A 16,426-nucleotide genomic window follows, 5' to 3' on the forward strand; every position below is an offset into this window, starting at 1 on the left:
CTCTCCCATTCCTTCTGTGTCGAGGAGCCTGCCATGCCTCAAGCCGCCACACTCTTACCGGAGTCCGTGCGCCGCAGACCCGGCCGCCGCGGCGTCGTCGGCGCGGTGGTCACCGCTCTGACAGCCGCCCTTCTCGCCTTCGCCCCCGCCGAAGAGGCGCACGCCGCGCCCGTGCTGCTGTCGCAGGGCAAGCCGGTCACTGCCTCGAGCGAGGAGAACCACGGCACGCCGGCGACCGCCGCGGTCGACGGCGACACCGGCACCCGGTGGTCGAGCGCCGCCTCCGACCCGCAGTGGATCCGCGTGGACCTCGGGAAGTCGGCCTCCCTGGCCAAGGTCGAGCTCCGATGGGAAGTCGCCCACGCCAAGTCCTACCGCATCGAGACATCTCAGAACGGTTCGGACTGGTCGACCGCCTACTCCACCACTGCGGGCAGTGGTGGCACGGAAACCGTCGAGGTCACCGGCGCCGCTCGCTATGTCCGCATGCTCGGTACGGCCCGCGCGACCCAATACGGCTACTCCCTCTGGGAGTTCAAGGTCTATGGCACCACCGGCGACGACCCCGGCCCGGAGATTCCGGGCGGCGGCGACCTCGGCCCGAACGTGCATGTCTTCGATCCGTCCACGCCGGGCATCCAGGCCAAGCTGGACCAGGTGTTCAAGGAGCAGGAGTCGGCGCAGTTCGGTTCGGGACGGCATGCGTTCCTGTTCAAGCCGGGCACTTACGACAAGCTCAACGCCCAGATCGGCTTCTACACCCAGATCCTCGGCCTGGGCATGCGCCCCGATGACACGACCATCAACGGTGACATCACCGTCGATGCCGGATGGTTCAACGGCAACGCCACCCAGAACTTCTGGCGCGGCGCGGAGAATCTCGCCGTGAACCCCGTCAACGGCACCAATCGGTGGGCTGTTTCGCAAGCCGCGTCGTTCCGCCGGATGCACGTCAAGGGCGGGCTCAACCTAGCGCCCAACGGATACGGCTGGGCCAGCGGCGGCTACATCGCCGACAGCAAGATCGACGGCCAGGTCGGCAACTACTCCCAGCAGCAGTGGTACACCCGCGACAGCTCCATCGGCGGTTGGTCCAACAGCGTCTGGAACCAGGTCTTCTCGGGCGTCGAGGGCGCTCCCGCCACCAGCTTCCCCGAGCCCCGTTACACCACGCTCGCCACGACGCCCGTCTCCCGTGAAAAGCCCTTTCTCTACCTGGACGGCAACGAGTACAAGGTCTTCGCCCCCGCCAAGCGCACCAACGCGCGCGGCACCACGTGGGGGAGTGGCACCCCGCAGGGCGAGTCGATCCCGCTGAACAAGTTCTACGTCGTCAAGCCCGGCGCCACCGCGGCCACGATCAACGCCGCCCTCGACCAGGGGCTGCACCTGCTGTTCACCCCGGGCGTCTACCACGTGGACCAGACCATCAACGTCAACCGGGCCGACACGATCGTGCTGGGCCTCGGCCTCGCCACGATCATCCCGGACAAGGGCGTGACCGCCATGAAGGTCGCCGACGTCGACGGCGTCAAGCTCGCCGGCTTCCTCATCGACGCGGGACCCGTCAACTCCCCGACACTGCTCGAGATCGGTCCGCAGGAAGCGTCCGCCGACCACGCGGCCAACCCCACCACCGTGCAGGACGTCTACATCCGCATCGGCGGCGCGGGCGCCGGCAAGGCGACCACCAGCATGGTGGTCAACAGCCACGACACGATCATCGACCACACCTGGGTCTGGCGGGCCGACCACGGTGAAGGCGTCGGCTGGGAGACCAACCGGGCCGACTACGGCGTCCGCGTCAACGGCGACGACGTCCTGGCCACCGGCCTGTTCGTGGAGCACTTCAACAAATACGACGTCGAGTGGTACGGCGAACGCGGCCGGACGATCTTCTACCAGAACGAGAAGGCGTACGACGCCCCCAACCAGGCAGCCATCCAGAACGGTTCGACCAAGGGGTACGCCGCCTACCGGGTCGACGACTCGGTGGACACCCATGAGGCATGGGGTCTGGGCAGCTACTGCAACTACAACGTCGACCCGAGCATCCGACAGGACCACGGCTTCAAGACACCCGTCAAACCCGGCGTGAAGTTCCACAGCCTCCTCGTGGTATCCCTCGGCGGCATGGGCCACTACAACCACGTCATCAACGACACCGGTGCGTCCACGGAACCCGGCGGCACCTCCACCGTGCCGTCCACCGTCAAGTCCTTTCCCTGATCCGGGCCGCCCTGTCCGTCACACCTCCCTCCGGGCCGGATGTCTTCCCCGCTCTCCCGGCCCGGAGGGGGCGCCAAGGCGCCCTTCCAGGTCTCCGTCCGTCGGCTCTCCCCCCATCCGTCAGGAGCAGATGTGTCCATGGCCCTCTTATCCCGCAGACCCGCCGGCCGCCGTGCCGTCCCGCTGCTCGCCCTCGGCGCGCTGATCGCCTCGTCGCTCGTCCTCATCACTCCGCCACCTGCCCAGGCGGCTGACACCCTGCTGTCCCAGGGCAAGCCCGCCACCGCCTCCTCGCAGGAAGGCGATGGATTCGCCCCCTCGGCGGCGGTCGACGGGAACCTGACCTCCACCCGCTGGGCCAGCCGGTGGAGCGATCCGCAGTGGTTCCAGGTCGACCTCGGGCAGCGGTCCGACCTCAGCCGCGCCGTACTTACCTGGGAGGGCGCGCACGGCAAGAGCTACCAGATCCAGGCGTCCGACAACGGAACGGACTGGCGGACCCTGAAGACCGTCACCGGCGGCGACGGCGGCACCGACGAGATCGCCGTCACCGGCTCCGGCCGCTACGTCCGCATGCTGGGCACCGAACGGTCCGGCGGCTACGGCTACTCCCTGTGGGAGTTCCAGGTGTACGGCGAGAAGGGCGGCGATCCGTCACCCGGCGGCGCGGTCGAGGTCGTCGGCTCACAGGGCGACTGGCAGCTGACCGCCGGTGGCCAGCCCTACACCGTCAAGGGCCTGACGTGGGGGCCGGCCATCGCGGACGCCCCCAAATACATGCCCGACGTGAAATCCATGGGCGTCAACACGATCCGCACCTGGGGCACCGATGGCGGCACCAAGCCGCTGCTCGACAGCGCCGCCGCACACGGCGTCCGCGTCGTCAACGGCTTCTGGCTGCGGCCCGGCGGCGGTCCCGGCTCCGGCGGCTGCGTCAACTACGCCACCGACACCACGTACAAGAACAACATGCTCACCGAGTTCGCCAAGTGGGTCCAGGAGTACAAGAACCACCCGGCGACCCTCATGTGGAACGTCGGCAACGAGTCGGTGCTCGGTCTGCAGAACTGCTACAGCGGGGCCGAGCTGGAGACACAACGCAACGCCTACACGAGTTTCGTCAACGACGTCGCCAAGAAGATCCACAGCATCGACCCCGACCATCCCGTCACCTCGACCGACGCCTGGACGGGCGCCTGGCCGTACTACAAGCGCAACGCCCCCGACCTCGACCTGTACTCGATGAACTCCTACGGCGACATCTGCGGCGTGCGGGAGGACTGGGAGGAGGGCGGCTACACCAAGCCGTACATCATCACCGAAGGCGGCCCCGCCGGTGAGTGGGAGGTGCCGGACGACGCCAACGGTGTGCCCGACGAGCCGACCGACGTGCAGAAGGCCGAGGGCTACACCAAGGCCTGGGACTGCGTCACCGGCCACCGAGGCGTCGCACTGGGCGCCACGCTCTTCCACTACGGCATCGAGCACGACTTCGGCGGCGTCTGGTTCAACCTCCTGCCCGACGGCCTGAAGCGCCTCTCCTACTACGCGGTCAAGCGCGCCTACACCGGATCGACCGCCGGGGACAACACCCCGCCGGTCATCACGAACATGGCCGCCACCCCTGCCGCTTCGGCCCCGGCGGGCGGCGAGTTCACCGTACGCGCGGACGTACGCGATCCCGACGATGACCCGATCACATACAAGATCTTCCTCAGCGGCAACCATGCCAACGGCGACAAGCGGCTCATCGAGGCCAAGTGGCGCTCCACCGGCAATGGAACGTTTGCCGTCACGGCGCCCGAGAAGCTCGGTGTGTGGAAGGTGTACCTCCAGGCAGAGGACGGCCGCGGCAACGCCGGCATCGAGACGAAGTCCGTCAAGGTCGTCGCGCCCCCGGTCAGCGGCACGAACGTCGCACTGAACAAGCCCACCACCGCCTCCTCCCACCAGCAGTCGTACGGCGACTGCCCGTGCGAGCCCGCCAAGGCCACGGACGGCAAGGCCGAGACCCGCTGGGCCAGCGACTGGAGTGATCCGCAGTGGATCCGTGTCGACCTCGGCGCCCGTACCGCGATCCGCAAGCTGCAGTTGGTATGGGACCCGGCGTACGCGAAGTCCTACGAGGCGCAGGTGTCCGACGACGGCACCACCTGGCGCACGGTGCACTCCACGGCGAGCGGCAACGGTGACATCGACACCATCGACGTCACCGAGACCGCGCGGTACGTCCGTCTCCACCTGACGGCCAGAGGGACGGGCTGGGGCTACTCGCTCCACGAATTCGGCGTCTACAGCTGACGCGGCAACGCCACTCCCGGCAAGGGACGTCAACGCGCGGCCCCCTGCCGGGTGACCACCCTGACTCCGATGGGCTTGGAGGCCCTCCATGAGACGGCGTTCGAAACGACTCCCCGCGCTGCTGGTCGGCAGCGCTCTGCTCGCGACGGTCCTCGGTCTCGGCACGGTCGCCACCGCGGCCGGCCCGGACGCCGCGGCCGGTGGCCACAGCGGGCACACCATGGCGGTGTCCACCCGGGCGTCCGGCGACGACCCGGACGGCGACGGATACATCCCGGCCGTTCCCCCGGTCACCGGCGTGACCCCTTCCGAGCGCACCCCGCCGCCGCGCTACCACAAGGAGTTCCAGGCCAACTGCGCCGTCACGCACACCGCGCCGGACGACCCGATCGTGTACCCGGGACAGCCCGGCAAGTCCCACGACCACACCTTCATGGGCAATACGACGACGCACGCCGACAGCACCACGGACAGCCTCTACGGCGGCAACACCACCTGCAAGGCACCGGCCGACGCCTCCGCGTACTGGATGCCGTCGCTGTACAAGGGCAACGAGAAGATCCTGCCGGTCGGACCGCAGGTCATCTACTACAAGTCGGGCATCACCGATTACACGAGTGTGCGGCCCTTCCCCAAGGGACTGCGTTACGTCGTCGGCGACCCGATGCAGAGCGCCCAGGATTTGGGGTGCCGGTAAGAATGCTGTCACCAGCCGCAAACGGTGATGATCTTCCGAGGGTGTCACCCGTGTGGGTGAGTCCGGGCCCGTACGGCTGCGGTGAGTGAAGCTCTGCGAGGACGATTTCGATCGTGGCCCGTACTCCGTTGGACCTGGATGAACTCGTCGAGCACTGGACGCTGCTGAAGGACGAGCAGGCGCTCGTGTCCGGCAAGCGTGGTGCGACGCGACTGGGCTTCGCTGTGCTGCTGAAGTTCTACACGCAGTACGGCCGGTTTCCCCGGAACAGGGCAGAGCTGCCCGGTGAGGCAGTGGAGTTCGTCGCCCGGCAGGTGCAGGTTCCTGCCTCGGAGCTGGGTTTCTACGACTGGACGGGCCGTACGGTCGAGTACCACCGTGCGCAGGTCCGGGAGCACCTCGGCTTCCGTGAATGCAGCGTCGCGGACGCGGAGAAGCTGACGGCGTATCTGGCCGAGCACATCGCACACAAGGAACGCAGGCCCGAGCAGGTCCGGGTGGAACTGCTGGCGCGCTGCCGCACCGAGAGTATCGAGCCGCCCACGTCGGGCCGGTGCGATCGGATCGTGGGGGCTGCCCTGCGGGCGGCCGAGGAGTCGCTGACGGCCCTGATCTCCTCCCGGCTGACCGTGGAGAGCATCGAGCGGATCGTGGCTCTGGTGGTCGGCGCCGACCAGGACGACGCCGGACCCGCGGGCGGCGGTACGGAGGGCGAGGACGCGCCGCCGGTACTGGCGAAGGTCAAGGAAGCGCCGGGCAACGTGAGCCTGGAAACGATGCTCACCGAGATCGACAAGCTCCTGGCGGTGCGGGCGATCGGCCTGCCACCAGAGCTGTTCAGCGACATCGCGCCGAAGGTCGTAGCCGCCTGGCGGGCGCGGGCCGCGGTGGAATCGCCTTCCCACCTGCGGACGCACCCGGTACCGCTGCGGGTGACCTTGCTGGCCGCCTTGCTGCACGAGCGGGAACGGGAGATCACCGACACGCTGGTGGAACTGCTGATCTCCACAGTGCACCGGATCGGGGCGCGGGCGGAGAAGAAGGTCACCGAGCAGCTCATCAACGCGTTCAAGAAGGTGTCGGGCAAGGAGAACATTCTCTTCAAGCTCGCCGAGGCGTCGCTCGGCACCCCGGAGGGGACGGTCCGCCAGGTCGTGTTCCCGGCGGTGTCCGGGGGCGAGGCGACACTGCGGGAGCTGGTGCACGAGTTCAAGACCCGCGGGCCGGTCTACCGGCGCACGGTGCAGACGACGCTGAAGGCGTCCTACACCAACCACTACCGGCGCGGGCTGATCAAGCTGCTGGACGTGCTGGAGTTCCGTTCCTCCAACCATGCCCACCGGCCGGTGATCGAGGCCCTGGCGCTGGTGACGCGGTACGCGAACGCGGGGAACACCACGTACTACCCGCTGGGCGAGACGGTGCCGGTCCACAAGGCGATGGGCGGGGACTGGGCGGAGGTCGTCCACCGCGCCGACAAGCGGGGCCGGCGCCGGGTGGTGCGCATGGTCTACGAGGTCGTGGCCTTTCAGGCCCTGCGCGATCAGCTCAAGTGCAAGGAGATCTGGGTGGTCGGCGCCGACAAGTGGCGCAACCCCGACGAGGACCTGCCGCAGGACTTCGAGGCGAAGCGGGCCGAGAACTACCGGGAGCTGCGCAAGCCGCTGGACGCCGCGGTGTTCGTCGACGAGCTGCGCGAGCAGATGACGGCCGAGCTGACCCTGCTCAACGACCAGATGCCGAAGCTGCCCTGGCTGGACATCGCCGAGCGGAAGTCCGGGGCGATCCGGCTGACGGCGGCCGAGGCCCAGCCCGAGCCGCGCAACCTGCGCAGGGTCAAGGCCGAAGTGCAGAGGCGTTGGGGCATCGTGCCGCTCGTCGACATGCTGAAGGAAGCGGTGCTGCGGACCGGCTGCCTGGACGCGGTCACCTCTGTCTCCGGCGGCGGCAGCCTCTCGGCGGAGGTGCTGGCCGAACGGCTGCTGCTGGTCATCTACGCGTACGGCACGAACACCGGGATCAAGGCCGTGTCGTCCGGCGGCCACGGCCACACCGAGGACGAACTGCGGTACGTGCGCCGCCGCTACCTCTCCGCGGAGTCGGCCCGCGCCATCGCCGTCCAGATCGCGAACGCCACCTTCGCCGCCCGCAGCGCCGAGCTGTGGGGCCAGGGCTCGACCGCGGTCGCCTCCGACTCCACCCACGTGCGCGCCTACGACCAGAACCTGTTCACCGAGTGGCACTCGCGCTACGGCGGCCGTGGGGTGCTCATCTACTGGCATGTGGAGAAGAAGTCGATGGCCATCCACTCCCAGCTGATCAACTGCACCGCGTCCGAGGTCGCCGCGATGATCGAGGGCGCGATGCGGCACGGCACCACCATGGACGTCGAGGCCAACTACACAGACAGTCATGGCCAGTCGGAAATCGGGTTCGGCGTGACGAGGCTGCTGAACTTCGACCTGCTGCCGCGTATCAAGCGGATCAACAAGGTGAAGCTGTACCGGCCGGTGGCCGGCGAACCGGACGCCTACCCGCAGCTGACCCCTGCGCTGACCCGGCCGATCCGCTGGGAACTCATCACCCAGCAGTACGACCAGATGATCAAGTACGCGACCGCGATCCGGACCCGTACCGCGTCCACGGAGGCGATCCTGCGCCGCTTCACCCGCAACGCCTCCCACCCCACCTACGCGGCGATGCTGGAGGTCGGCCGTGCCCAGAAGACCATCTTCGTGGCCCGCTACCTGCGGCTTCGGGACCTTCAGCGGGAGATCGAGGAGGGCCTGAACGTGATGGAGTCCTCCAACGGCGCGAACTCCGTGATCGCCTACGGCAAGGGCGGAGAGATCGCCTCGAACAGGCGCGACGAGCAGGAGATGTTCGTCCTGTCCCTGCGCATTCTGCAATCGGCCCTGGTCTACGTGAACACCCTGATGCTCCAGGCCATCCTCGGCGAACCGGAGTGGGCCGACCTCCTCACTCCCTTCGACCGGCGCGGCCTGACCCCGCTGTTCTGGTCTCACGTCCGGCCCTACGGTGAGGTGAACCTCGACATGGACAGCCGCCTCAGCCTCGCATCGGCGACCGTTCCCGGCCCTCGGGCCTCAGACAGCCACGCCGCGCGACTCACCGTGGAGAGCTCATGAACCTGCGCTGCTACAGGACCGGAGCCAGACCACGTCGGCATCTCGCGCGGTGGGGCACCGAAGCGTGGCTGCCGAAGAGGGAGGGCCCCGGTGGACCGCAATAGTTCCAACGAGCAACCGACCGGACTACGCCGAGGGCTCAACGGAATCGGCCGTATGTTGGTGGCAGCGGCCACAGCTGCCACCCCGTCTCGGGCCGAGCAGGCGAGGCGGGCTGCAGAGAGACAGCAGGAAGCGGAAGAGCGTGAGGCGCTGCGCGTTGCCCGCGCTGCTCAGAATCCGACTGCTCGTGCCGTCTACACACGTAACGCTCTCCTGCACTGGGTGCATCGGCAGTACCACCATGGTGACCGTACTCCAGTCTGTAATGCGTTCATGGGATCTCTCGATGCCTCGTTCGAAGGAATCCCGCTGGAGTTCGAGGACTTGCGCGAGGCAATGGAATACCTAGCCGAACGAAGTCTTATGGAAGTGATCCACAAGGTGAACTGGACGGATCCCGGACATCGGGAAATCTACACCGCGCACAAAATTTCTCTGACTCGTCTCGGACTCGACTGCGCAGAAAGCGGGATGACTGTGTCGGATTTTCTCTACCCCAGGCCCGAAAGCTTTCACTTCGGCGACAAGATCGTCCAGATCGGCGATCAAAATGTGGGCACGTCAACGGGTGACACTACAACACAACGGTCCAAGCCAGACCCCAGGGAACCCAAGTAGGGGGGATGTCAGAACACCGTAAACAATACATGGGGGGCTGGAACCAACTCACTGATGCAATTCGCGAAGGGTGTACTGGCGAATATTCCGGAGCCCGGCCTCGATGACACTGCCGAGGCCGAGCTTACTGAAGAAGCCACAGCGCTACGTGCCGAGGCGTCGACTCAGCAGCCGAACCCGACAGAATTACGCCGCGCGTACGATGCCGTTTTACGCAGGCTGGGTAGGGCTCCAGAGCCAGTGGTTACACGAGGCTGGCACGGCAGCCATCAACAGTGCACTCGGCGGATAGAAGGCCCCCGGAACTCGTCACTACAGTAAGCTATGAATTTGGCTCGTGGCTCCGGGTTCTTCTCCATGCTTTGACAGCAGCCTTGGCCGCGTCAATGGCCACGGCGGCCATCAAAGTCCCAGCCAAGGCGCCTGCTGCCAGCGCAAAGACCGTGGCAGTCTGTTGCACATCTTCGGCGTCGGGTTGGTCGTCCAGAGTTGGTCCAGGCGGCTCGGATTGATCCCGGTTGTCATCGTGATTCACGGAAACCTCCCAGATATATATTGGCGTCAGCATTGGAAAATGGCGGGCGGAGCAGGAAGTCCAGGAGGCGTAGGACTCCGGTGGTCACAGTGCGTTGCCCAGGCGTTCGATCAGTGCGTGGGCCGTCTCCTCGCCGCCGACTGCGGCACCGGCCGTAATGGTGGTGATGGCGATCGGCGCAAGGTACCCCTTGAGGGCCGCCACGGCACGTCGGAGGATGCCGGGGTCCGGCTCGTCTCGGGCTACCTCGGCGCGGATCGTTGTCGCGAGATCCGACGCGTCCTCGCGGACGTCGTCCGGTATACCCGCAGCGGATAGATAGCGCACCGCGTCGGCCACGGCTTCGGCGAGGGCCTCGAAGCCCGGAGCAATCTTATGGAGGGACTGGTTGATATCGCTGTAGGTCACCGCCCCCTGGACCTTGCCCACATTTCGATCACCGGTCTGGACGATCTTGTCGCCGAAGTGAAAGCTTTCGTTCATCGGGTCACCTTGCCCGTGTTGGTGTTTCCAAATTGCTTGATGCTGTCGCCGATATGAAAATTCTCGACCTGGAACTGAAATTCGACCTGCGGATTATCGATCGCTTCCATGATTGAGTGTGAGATCTGGGTTACCAGTTCCTTGTTGGGGCTGGCGAGAACAGCGTACGGTGATCCCGCGGTCTCGATGTTGAGCTGGTATAGGGTGTTTCGGGTGGCCGCCACGAACAAGCGGATGAGGCCGGAGATGAGGAGTGCGGCCAAGAACAGCAGAACCGCTGGCATGATGAGTCCGACCAGGGTGGTTTGGCCTTCGGTCTCATATAGGGCGAAGCCCATCAGTGCGACGTACACTACGAGAACCCAGCGCCCGACGAGTTTCAGAATCTTGGCGAAGCTTGGTTTCAGTGTCTTTGGCGTCACACGGGCGATGTTCTGGAGGGGATATGCCTCGGAATCGACCCAGAGGACCCGTCGACTGACACGGATAATGATCGTATTGCGCTTGTAGAACATCCTGCCCCCGCGCCTGGAATTCTCCGAGAATCGGCTCTCGAAGTGTATCCTCCTGCCGACTGCGAAGGGAGGCAGATTGGCGAACGTGCATCAGCGATCAGATCAGAGCAAGTGGTCGACTCTGCTCTCCGTCTGGTCGTGGTGATACTCCGCTGTCACACCACCGATCGCCAGTCACAAGATCTGAGGATGTCGAACACGGCCTGTCGCAGTAAATGCCGGATTTACTGCGGCAGGACCTCTACGGTGATCATCGCGACCTGCGGCGGGTCATTCCGGCCGCCGGGGTGAGGTGTACGCATTTACTGCGGCGGTGCCGGGAGAGTGGGGCGGGCGTGTCAGTCGAACCAGTGAACGAAATCAAGGGCGGGGGCGCGTCGCGATTGCCGCGCGCCCGCGTCGTGCCCATGTCCGCCCCTCCGGCCACGTACACCGCGGCGGTCGAGCGGTACCTCACCGGCGCGGGCATCGCGAAGTCCTCCGCACGGATCTACCGGATCTCGTTGATGACGTGGGGGTGGATGTTCACAGGCGAACGCGCGCCGACGGGTCCGGCCCGCCGCGGCGCGAAGCCGCCCTTGTTCCCCGTGGCCGCGATCGATGATCCGGTGCTGCCGGAGGTGCTGGCCGACCTGGCGGCGGCGCGGGCGGACGAGATGGACGCCGACACCGTCAACCGGGAGCTGTCCATCGCGCGCAAGGCGATCGGCTGGTGGCAGCGACAGGGCTGGATCGACTGCGATCCGACGATCGGCATCGAGCGGCGGCCGGCGCCGCCCGACCGCACCAAGGCCCTCGCGGAGAACCAGATCGCCGCCCTGTGGCGCCTGGACATCTCGCTGCGGGAGAAGACGTGCTGGAAAATGCTCTACGAATCGGCGGCGAGAGCCGATGAAGTGCTGTGCCTGAACGTGGAGGACCTGCACCCGGGCGACAAGCGCGGCCGAACCCTGGCCAAGGGCGGGGCGACCGAGTGGATTCACTGGCAGTCGGGCACCGCCCAACTGCTGCCCCGCCTCATCGCCGGCCGCGCCCGCGGCCCGCTGTTCCTCACCGGCCGCAAAGCACCGGCCGGAACTCCGACGCTGGACGTGTGCCCCGAGACCGGGCGGGCCCGGCTGTCGTATCGCCGTGCTGAGGAGATCTTCGAGGAGAACACCCGGCTGCTGGCCAACCCGCTCGCCTCGCCCGAGGACATCGAGGACCTGGACGGGTGGACGCTCCACCGGCTACGTCACAGTGCTCTGACACACGACGCCGAGGACGGCACCTCGACCCCGATGCTGCTGGCCCGCTCCCGCCACGCCTCCGTCCGCTCTCTGGAGCGGTACGCCCGCCCCGGCGTCGACTCGGTCGCCCGACACGTCGCCGAACGCGACCCCGCCGCACGTCGCCGCACGTGACCCTCACCGTTTGCGGCTGGTGACAGCATTCTTACCGGCACCCCGATTTCCGCGGCCACAAGGGTTTCGTCGAGGGCTGGGAATGCGGTGACAGCTTCTTCAACACCGACTTCCCGGCCAGTTGCCCCGGCCGGCCCGACGTTCAGCTCAACATCCGCTTCCAGGCGCCCAGTTGCTGGGACGGCAAGTACCTCGACACTCCCGACCACAAGAGCCACATGGCCTACCCGGTCGTCAGACCCGGCACCAACGACAACATGTGCCCGGCCTCCCATCCGGTCGCCCTGCCGATGATCGAGTTCAAGATGGCGTGGCCGGTCAACGGCGACATGAGGGACGTCCGGCTGGCCAGTGGCCGTGGCTACTCCTTCCACTACGACTTCTTCAACGCCTGGGAGGAACGCACTCTCAAAGCGCTGGTCGACCGTTGCATCGTGGGCGGCCTCCAGTGCGACACGCGAGGCTACGACCAGAACCACCCCCACCTCGCCCCGGTATTGAACGAGGATCACCGGCTGCCTACTGCGACAAGCGTTCCCGCAGGGTAGTCCGCCACGCCGGGTCCGGTTCCCGGGGTTCGGCCGCTTCGGGGCGGCCACCTCGGGCGAAGAAGTCGGCCAGCGGCAGGATCGCGGCCCCCACGGTGACCGCGTCGGGCCCGAGGGACCCGAGGCCGATGCGGACGTGGGCCGCGGGGTAGGTCAGGGCGTAGGAGGTGGCGTGGGCCGTCACCAGGTCGAGGAAGCGACGGCCCAGCTGCAGTCCGGCCCAGCCGCCGACCAGGATGCGCTCGGGCTGGAACAGGTTGATCAGGTCGGAGAAGCCCGCACCGAGGTATTCGGCCGTCTCCTCCAGGACGGCCAGTGCGGTGGCATCGGGTTCCGCGTCTGGTCCCGCGGGGGTCGTCTCCGGGTATGCGGCCGCGAGCATCGCGGTGAGGGCGGTCTCCTCGTCCGCACCCTCGGGCGGCTGCCCGCCCGCCTCCGCCCAGCGCTCCAGCAGCGCCTCCGCGCCCGCGTACGCCTCCAGGCAGCCCAGGGCGCCGCAGCGGCAGCGGCGCCCACGCACCCGCACGGTCAGGTGCCCCCACTCCACGGCCCGGCCCGGCCCCATGTCGTCCGCGACGACACAGGCGCCCACGCCGGAGCCGAAGAGCACCACCGCCGCGCTCTGAGCGCCCCGCCCGGCGCCGAACCACATCTCCGCCTGCCCGAGCGTCTTGGCGCCGTTGTCGATGCAGTACGGAACGGTGTCGGGCAGCAGACGCGACTCGCGCAGCAGTCGCTCGAGGGGGACGGCGTCCCATCCGATCGTCTGGCCGTGCACGACGGCTCCGTCCTCGACGGACCGCGCGACGATGCCCGGCACCCCGATCCCGACGCCGAGCATGCGGTCCGCCGCGATGCCCGCCTGTTCCAGCACCTCGGGGATGCCTGTGCGCAGATGTTCCACCACGACACCGACGTCGTATCGGTCGACGCGGCGCGGCCCGCCGGTGGCCAGTGGTTTCTCCACGCGGGCCAGTTCGGTGAGGGCGAGGTCGAAGAGCTCGATGCGTACCCGGGTCTCGCCGATGTCGACGCCGATCAAGTAACCGGCCTGCGCTCTGACGCGCAGCAGCGTCCGGGGCCGGCCGCCGGCCGAGTCGACGCTGCCGGCCTCCTCGACCAGACCTTCGGCGACCAGCTCGGCGACCACGTTGCTCACCGAGCCGGAACTCATGCCGGTGGCGGGGCCGAGCGAGAAGCGGCTCAAGGGCCCGTCGAAATACAACCGTTGCAATACCGCGGTGCGGTTCTCCCGCCGCAGGTCACGCACTGTGCGGCCGTTGCGCACTCTCACCCTGCCCCCCTTGCTCCGAAGTCCTGCTTGCAACCTACAGGTGACAGGGGCCTTGACGCGACCTTCGCTTGAGGTTTAACTCACAGCCTAAATTAAGTCGTGGGGGGCTTGAAGGGGGCGTATGCGGGGCGCTGCTCCGGGCCCGGGCTCCCGCAGGCGACAGCCATCTCCTCCCGGAAGGCCTCTGGAGTCATGCGCAGAATCAGAGCGGCGGCCGTCAGCGCCGTCACCCTCTCGTTCGTTTTCACCGCGGCGGCCTGCGGCGGGGGGACCTCGGGCACTGAAGGTTCCAACGAGAAGCCGAAGACGCTCACCTACTGGGCTTCCAACCAGGGTGCGAACATCCGGGTGGACAAGAAGGTCCTCCAGCCGGAACTCGACAAGTTCGAGGACCGCACCGGCATCAAGGTGAAGCTGGAGGTCGTGCCCTGGGCGGACCTCCTCAACCGCATCCTCACCGCGACGACCTCCGGCCAGGGACCCGACGTCCTCAACATCGGCAACACCTGGAGCGCTTCACTGCAGGCCGGCGGCGCACTGCTGCCCTGGGACGCCAAGAACTTCGAGGCGATCGGCGGCAAGGACCGCTTCGTCGAATCCGCCCTCGGCTCCACCGGTGCTCAGGACCAGGATCCGGCCGCCGTGCCCCTGTACTCCATGGCCTACGCGCTCTACTACAACAAGAAGCTGTTCGCGGAGGCCGGTGTGGACAAGCCGCCGGCGACCTGGGACGAGCTGGTCGAGACCGGCAAGAAGCTGTCCAAGGACGGCAAGTGGGCCCTGGGCGCCGAGGGCTCCAACCTGTCCAACAACATCCACCAGGTGTTCGTCCTCGCCAAGCAGCACGGCGCGGACTTCTTCACCCAGGACGGCAAACCCGACTTCACCTCCGACGGCGCCGTGGCCGCGGTGAAGCAGTACGTCGAGCTCATGGCCAAGGACAAGATCATCGCGCCGGGCAGTGCCGAGTACGCGCAGAACCAGTCCCTGAGCGACTTCGCCAAGGACAAGACGGCCATGGTGCTGTGGCAGACGGCGGCGGCCACCTTCAAGGAACACGGTATGAGCCAAGACGAGTGGGGCGTCGCGCCCGCCCCCGTGCGGTCCGGCAAGCCCGGCCCGGGCGAGGCCACCAACTCCATGGTCGCCGGCATCAACATGGCTGTCTTCAAGAACACCAAGAACATCGACGGCGCCAAGAAGTTCGTGAAGTTCATGACCAGCGACAAGGAGCAGATCATCCTGAACAAGGCTTATGGCTCCATCCCGCCGGTCAAGACCGCCCAGCAGGACCCGGCGTTCAGCGACCCGTCGCTCTCTGTGCTCAGGGACACGCTCGCCACCAGTGCTGCCGCGCTGCCGCAGGTACCGGAGGAGTCTCAGTTCGAGACCGTCGTCGGGACCGCCGTCAAGGAACTCTTCGCCGACGCCGCCGCCGGTCGCGCGGTGACCACCGAATCCGTGCGGGCCAAGCTCGAAAAGGCCCAGCGGCAGATGCCCGCGAAGTGAGTGCGGACACCGCCATGACCGCTACCGCTACCGCTGCCCAGGCGACAGATGAGGGGACGGCACGGAAGAACGACCCCGGGGCGGCTCCGCCCCGGCGCCGCTTCGAGCGGCTCCGCCGCATCGGACTGCCGTACCTGCTGCTGCTCCCCGCCCTCCTGCTCGAACTCCTTGTCCATCTGGTGCCGATGGTGATCGGCATCGTCGTCAGCCTCCGGGAACTCACCCAGTTCTACATCCGCGACTGGAGCACCGCCCCCTGGTCCGGTCTCGACAACTACTCGGTGGTGGTCGACTTCGACGCCCCCATCGGCGAGGCGCTGCTGAAGTCCTTCGTCACCACCTGTCTGTTCACCGTCCTGTCGGTCGGCCTGTGCTGGCTGCTCGGTGCCGCTGCCGCGATCTTCATGCAGGACACGTTCCGCGGCCGGGGGCTCCTGCGCACCCTCTTCCTGGTGCCGTACGCGCTGCCCGTCTACGCCGCCGTCATGACGTGGGCCTTCATGTTCCAGCGGGACAAGGGCCTGATCAACCATGTGCTGCACGACCAGCTGGGACTCACCGACAGCGCTCCGTTCTGGCTGATCGGCGACAACAGCTTCATCGCCCTGCTCGTCGTCTCGGTGTGGAAGGGCTGGCCCTTCGCGTTCCTGATCATGATGGCCGGGCTCCAGAACATCCCCAAGGAGCTCTACGAGGCCGCCGCCCTCGACGGCGCCGGCGTATGGCAGCAGATCCGCCGCATCACCCTGCCGTCGTTGCGCCCCGTCAACCAGGTCCTCGTCCTGGTGCTGTTCCTGTGGACGTTCAACGACTTCAACACCCCCTTCGTGCTGTTCGGCAAGGCGGCACCCGAGGCCGCGAACCTGATATCGATCCACATCTACCAGTCCTCGTTCCAGGCCTGGAACTTCGGTACGGGCTCCGCGATGTCGGTCCTGCTTCTGTTGTTCCTGCTTGTGGTGACGGGGGTCTACCTCTGGTTGACCTCCCGGGAGAAGAAGGCCGCCGATGTCTGAACGTGCCCTCCGGCCGTCCCGCTCACC

At 67.0% G+C, this 16,426-nt stretch carries 10 protein-coding genes and 2 pseudogenes; 9 read left to right on the forward strand and 3 right to left on the reverse strand.

Features of this window, described 5'->3' with window-relative positions; all coding sequences use genetic code 11:
• Window positions 1-33: 33 nt before the first annotated feature.
• The 5 genes and pseudogenes from ACI2L3_RS30835 (at window position 34) to ACI2L3_RS30855 (ending at window position 9,096) form a co-directional block, all read left to right on the forward strand.
• Window positions 34-2,229 carry a discoidin domain-containing protein gene (locus tag ACI2L3_RS30835; RefSeq protein WP_404755675.1) on the forward strand — a complete coding sequence of 732 codons (2,196 nt, stop codon included), beginning with the start codon at window positions 34-36 and terminating at the stop codon, window positions 2,227-2,229.
• Between the two features lie 138 nt (window positions 2,230-2,367).
• Entirely contained in the window at window positions 2,368-4,530 is a 2,163-nt protein-coding gene (locus tag ACI2L3_RS30840) for a discoidin domain-containing protein (protein WP_404755676.1), read from the forward strand.
• Window positions 4,531-4,618: 88 nt separating this feature from the next.
• A pseudogene (locus tag ACI2L3_RS30845) lies at window positions 4,619-5,212 on the forward strand (DUF1996 domain-containing protein); the annotation flags it as partial.
• 128 nt (window positions 5,213-5,340) lie between these two features.
• Window positions 5,341-8,376 (forward strand): Tn3 family transposase, encoded by a 3,036-nt coding sequence (locus ACI2L3_RS30850; protein ID WP_404755677.1) that lies wholly within the window; start codon window positions 5,341-5,343, stop codon window positions 8,374-8,376.
• A 90-nt stretch (window positions 8,377-8,466) separates the two neighbouring features.
• Entirely contained in the window at window positions 8,467-9,096 is a 630-nt protein-coding gene (locus ACI2L3_RS30855) for a hypothetical protein (RefSeq protein WP_404755678.1), read from the forward strand.
• 619 nt (window positions 9,097-9,715) lie between these two features.
• Here ACI2L3_RS30855 and ACI2L3_RS30860 read toward each other — a convergent pair.
• Window positions 9,716-10,114 carry a hypothetical protein gene (locus ACI2L3_RS30860; protein ID WP_404755679.1) on the reverse strand — a complete coding sequence of 133 codons (399 nt, stop codon included), beginning with the start codon at window positions 10,112-10,114 and terminating at the stop codon, window positions 9,716-9,718.
• The gene (locus ACI2L3_RS30865) at window positions 10,111-10,629 is read right to left on the reverse strand and encodes a DUF6232 family protein (protein WP_404755680.1); all 519 of its coding nucleotides are present in this window, start codon (window positions 10,627-10,629) and stop codon (window positions 10,111-10,113) included. The genes ACI2L3_RS30860 and ACI2L3_RS30865 overlap by 4 nt, the downstream gene beginning before the upstream one ends.
• 407 nt (window positions 10,630-11,036) lie before the next feature.
• On the opposite strand from ACI2L3_RS30865, the gene ACI2L3_RS30870 reads away from it, so the two are divergent.
• Window positions 11,037-12,032, forward strand: a complete 996-nt coding sequence (locus ACI2L3_RS30870) for a tyrosine-type recombinase/integrase (RefSeq protein WP_404755681.1) — start codon at window positions 11,037-11,039, stop codon at window positions 12,030-12,032.
• Window positions 12,033-12,076: 44 nt separating this feature from the next.
• A pseudogene (locus tag ACI2L3_RS30875) lies at window positions 12,077-12,580 on the forward strand (DUF1996 domain-containing protein); the annotation flags it as partial.
• Here ACI2L3_RS30875 and ACI2L3_RS30880 read toward each other — a convergent pair.
• A complete protein-coding gene (locus ACI2L3_RS30880) occupies window positions 12,552-13,874 on the reverse strand; it encodes an ROK family protein (RefSeq protein ID WP_404755682.1) in 1,323 nt (440 codons plus the stop codon). The pseudogene ACI2L3_RS30875 and the gene ACI2L3_RS30880 overlap by 29 nt on opposite strands.
• A gap of 192 nt (window positions 13,875-14,066) precedes the next feature.
• On the opposite strand from ACI2L3_RS30880, the gene ACI2L3_RS30885 reads away from it, so the two are divergent.
• Together ACI2L3_RS30885 and ACI2L3_RS30890 are read left to right on the forward strand one after the other, a co-directional pair.
• Window positions 14,067-15,383 carry an ABC transporter substrate-binding protein gene (locus ACI2L3_RS30885; protein ID WP_404755683.1) on the forward strand — a complete coding sequence of 439 codons (1,317 nt, stop codon included), beginning with the start codon at window positions 14,067-14,069 and terminating at the stop codon, window positions 15,381-15,383.
• A 14-nt stretch (window positions 15,384-15,397) separates the two neighbouring features.
• Entirely contained in the window at window positions 15,398-16,399 is a 1,002-nt protein-coding gene (locus ACI2L3_RS30890; protein WP_404755684.1) for a carbohydrate ABC transporter permease, read from the forward strand.
• Window positions 16,400-16,426: the final 27 nt, after the last annotated feature.

The organism is Streptomyces sp. NPDC029674 (genome assembly GCF_044903205.1).
GTDB lineage: Bacteria > Actinomycetota > Actinomycetes > Streptomycetales > Streptomycetaceae > Streptomyces.